Genomic DNA, 3,253 nt, shown 5'->3' with positions numbered 1-3,253 from the left:
CCTTGCGTACCTTTTCGACAGTTTTCTTGGATGCAGACGCGCCGGGCGTAAAGGTACGTGACACAGCAGACTGGCTAACGCCTGCGCGCTCGGCAACCTCTTGGGATGTGACGCGGTTTTTGCTCATTCGGCTGTCCAACCTCCATCAACCAGTAACGACGTTCCGGTGACCATTGCAGAGGCTTCGGACGCCAGAAACACAACGCCGCCCATAATGTCTTCGACTTTGCCTGGGCGTCCAAGTTTAATTTTATCTTCGATCCACGCACGTTTTTCAGGGTCTGCGAAGGTTGGGCGGGTCAGATCGGTCAAGATGAACGTTGGGCTGATTGTATTGATGCGAATGCCCGCCTTACCCCATTCAATTGCCATGGATTTGGTAAATCCCTCAACCGCGTGTTTTGTTGCACAATAAACGGCGCGATCTATGCCGCCCACATGCGCCATTTGGGAGGAAATGTTGATTAAGCTTCCGGGTTTTCCCGCGGCTACCAATCCGTTGGCGACGGCTTGCGTTAGGAAATAGGCCCCTTTGACATTCACATCAGACACAGTGTCGAAATCGTCTTCTGTTGTATCTAAAGCCGGGCTGTGACGGGCTAAGCCCGCCGAGTTTACGAGAATATCAAACGGGCCATGTGACGCCACAGAAGCCCGCGTGCCAGCGATATCAGAAACATCAAGAGGCAAGGCGTCAGCTTTCATGCCGGCCGCGTTCATTTTATCGACGAGCGTGTTTAGAGCGTCAACCCGGCGTGCGGCAAGCGTGACTTTTGCACCCGCTTCACCCAGCGCAACAGCACAGGCTAATCCAATGCCAGAACTAGCACCGGCGACTAAAGCGCGTTTTTGATCCAAGCGAAACGAAGGTGTTTTGGGCAAAGTCATCAGTTAGCTCCAATTGGCAAAGAAAGTGCGCCTGACACGCGCGCTTTGTTGAATTCACACAATCGGGCAAACACATCAACGCCCAGCTGTGCATAGATGTCTAACAGATCGACCAACACCCAATTTTCACGGATGAGTGCCCCTTCGACACGCCAAAAATCAAGGCTACGCATCGTGATTTTCTGCCCGGATGGGGCGATGCCCAACCACCCGTCACCGGTGACTGTCATCTGCATGTTTGGCCAACCCGTCGCGACGACGTAGGCGCCATCGCCATAGAAGTGACAATTGAGTGTTCCGGTTGTGCCACCGCGTCGATCCGGCAGTGCATTCAGGAATGGGATTTGGTGCCAATTGCGAAACCCGGCAACTCCGCGTGCAGTACCGATACCCGCAGGGCCGTACCAATTCATGCGCGGATCCCAGTATTTCTCTGCATGCATGATCTCGGGGCCACCCTCGGCCGGATGTCGAGAAAGATTGGTTAACATCCCGATTACGGTTTCTAGGCTTTGTGCGCTTTGAGTTGCAGTGCGCGCCTCAAAAAACAGTCCATCTTGGCTTGCAGGTCCGGAGATATACATCTCACGCCCAAGGCTCGGCACCATAGGCCAAGCACCGGCTTGCATCATAAGTTCAGGAATATCCCAGATCGCTTGCATCTCCACAACACGACTGTCTTCGACACGATAGAATTCGTGAAACCGCATATGCGCAAAATGGCCCGTTTGCGGAATATCAAGGAAAGGCCGCGTGAAAATGCCAACGTAATGCCCCGCACAACCGATCCAGTCGTGCCCGTCGGCATCCGTGCCTGCACTGACGATCCAGTCGCGGCGCTCTAGATCGGGCAAGGCGTTAAACAATGGCGCATAGGCGACATCATATAGCTCCTGTCGTCCTGACAGATCACCAAACGGATGGCACAGGTGCACAGTTGCATCTGCTGCCATGACCCTGCCCAGTGCCGATTGCACTGAGGCGGGGTCAAAGTTTGCCATTGCCGTTCGCAGCGGCGCAATCAGCGCCCTGAGTCTGTCAGGATCGCTCATTACTCAGCGGCCTCGCCGTAAGGGACGTTTTGCCGACCGTAGCGACGCACCCGCATATTGCATTGCTCTGCATGGCCAACAAAGCCTTCCAGCAGACAAAGACGTGACCCATAGGCCCCGATCTTCGCGGCCGCTTCGTCCGTGGTAATTTTCTGATAGCTGTGCGTCTTCAAGTACTTACCAACCCAAAGACCGCCCGTATAACGGCCTGCTTTTTTCGTCGGCAATGTGTGGTTGGTACCGATCACCTTGTCCCCATTAGAGACGTTCGTTCGTGGCCCAAGAAACAGCGCGCCATAGCAAGTCATGTTCTCTAGGAACCAATCATCTCGGTCTGTCATAACTTGAACGTGCTCAGAAGCGATTTCATCTGCGACTCCAAGCATCTCATCATAGGTGTCACATAGGATCACTTCGCCGTAGTCAGCCCAACTAACCCCTGCAGTCCCCGCTGTAGGGAGAATTTCGAGGATACGATCAATCTCTGAGAGGGTCCCTTCTGCCAGCGCGCGTGAATTGGTCACCAGAACTGCGGGTGAATTGTAACCATGTTCGGCCTGACCAAGGAGGTCGGTCGCACACATTTCAGCGTCAACGGTTTCATCCGCAATCACCATCGTTTCGGTTGGACCCGCAAACAGATCGATACCGACACGCCCAAACAACTGACGCTTGGCTTCTGCCACAAACGCATTCCCAGGCCCGACAAGCAGGTGAACAGGTTCAATCGTTTCAGTACCAATCGCCATTGCTCCCACGGCCTGAATGCCGCCGAGTACATAAATTTCATGCGCACCACCAAGGTGCATTGCGGCAATCACAGCTGGGTTCGGCTCGCCATTAAATGGTGGAGTGCAGGCGATAATGCGCGGTACACCCGCAACTTTGGCAGTTGCAACCGACATATGCGCTGAGGCCACCATCGGAAATTTACCCCCGGGCACATAGCAGCCGACAGATTGCACCGGAATATTTTTATGACCGAGGATCACGCCGGGCATGGTTTCCACTTCGATATCAAGCATGCTGTCGCGCTGTGCTTGCGCAAAGTTGACAACCTGTGCTTGGGCGAACTTGATGTCCTCAAGGTCGCGTGGACTGACCTTGGCGATTAGTGCATCGATTTCGTCTTGACCAAGGCGATAGCTGTCCCGATCATAGCCATCGAATTTGTTGGCCAATTCACGCACCGCAACATCGCCGCGCTGTTCGATGTCTTTGAGCGTGGCTGCGACCACGGTTGCGGTTTTGGCGTCGTCTTCAGCGCGATCGGCTTCGGGTTTTCCGTGTTTGAGGTGGGTTATTGCCATTGT

The 3,253-nt window shown here is 54.3% G+C and carries 4 protein-coding genes; all 4 read right to left on the bottom strand.

The window, feature by feature from the left end:
- A partial coding sequence (locus ABF287_RS04465; protein WP_347183816.1) for a LacI family DNA-binding transcriptional regulator occupies positions 1–127 on the bottom strand: 127 nt, incomplete at its 3' end.
- The gene (locus ABF287_RS04460; protein WP_347183814.1) at positions 124–888 is read right to left on the bottom strand and encodes an SDR family oxidoreductase; all 765 of its coding nucleotides are present in this window, start codon (positions 886–888) and stop codon (positions 124–126) included. The genes ABF287_RS04465 and ABF287_RS04460, both read right to left, overlap by 4 nt.
- A complete protein-coding gene (locus ABF287_RS04455) occupies positions 888–1,940 on the bottom strand; it encodes an ester cyclase (protein ID WP_347183813.1) in 1,053 nt (350 codons plus the stop codon). The genes ABF287_RS04460 and ABF287_RS04455 overlap by 1 nt, the downstream gene beginning before the upstream one ends.
- Positions 1,940–3,250, bottom strand: a complete 1,311-nt coding sequence (gene hisD / locus ABF287_RS04450; protein ID WP_347183815.1) for a histidinol dehydrogenase — start codon at positions 3,248–3,250, stop codon at positions 1,940–1,942. The genes ABF287_RS04455 and hisD overlap by 1 nt, the downstream gene beginning before the upstream one ends.
- Positions 3,251–3,253 lie beyond the last annotated feature (3 nt).

It is taken from the genome of Pacificibacter sp., assembly GCF_039769035.1.
Taxonomy (GTDB): Bacteria; Pseudomonadota; Alphaproteobacteria; order Rhodobacterales; family Rhodobacteraceae; genus Celeribacter.
Note: the sequence above shows the minus strand (reverse complement) of the source record. Positions and strands in the feature narration are given on the sequence as shown.

What these genes read in the sequence shown, in the direction of transcription:
- hisD (WP_347183815.1), bottom strand. Translation starts at nt 3,250, where the DNA reads ATGGCAATAACCCACCTCAAACACGGAAAACCCGAAGCCGATCGCGCT.
- ABF287_RS04460 (WP_347183814.1), bottom strand. Translation starts at nt 888, where the DNA reads ATGACTTTGCCCAAAACACCTTCGTTTCGCTTGGATCAAAAACGCGCT.
- ABF287_RS04455 (WP_347183813.1), bottom strand. Translation starts at nt 1,940, where the DNA reads ATGAGCGATCCTGACAGACTCAGGGCGCTGATTGCGCCGCTGCGAACG.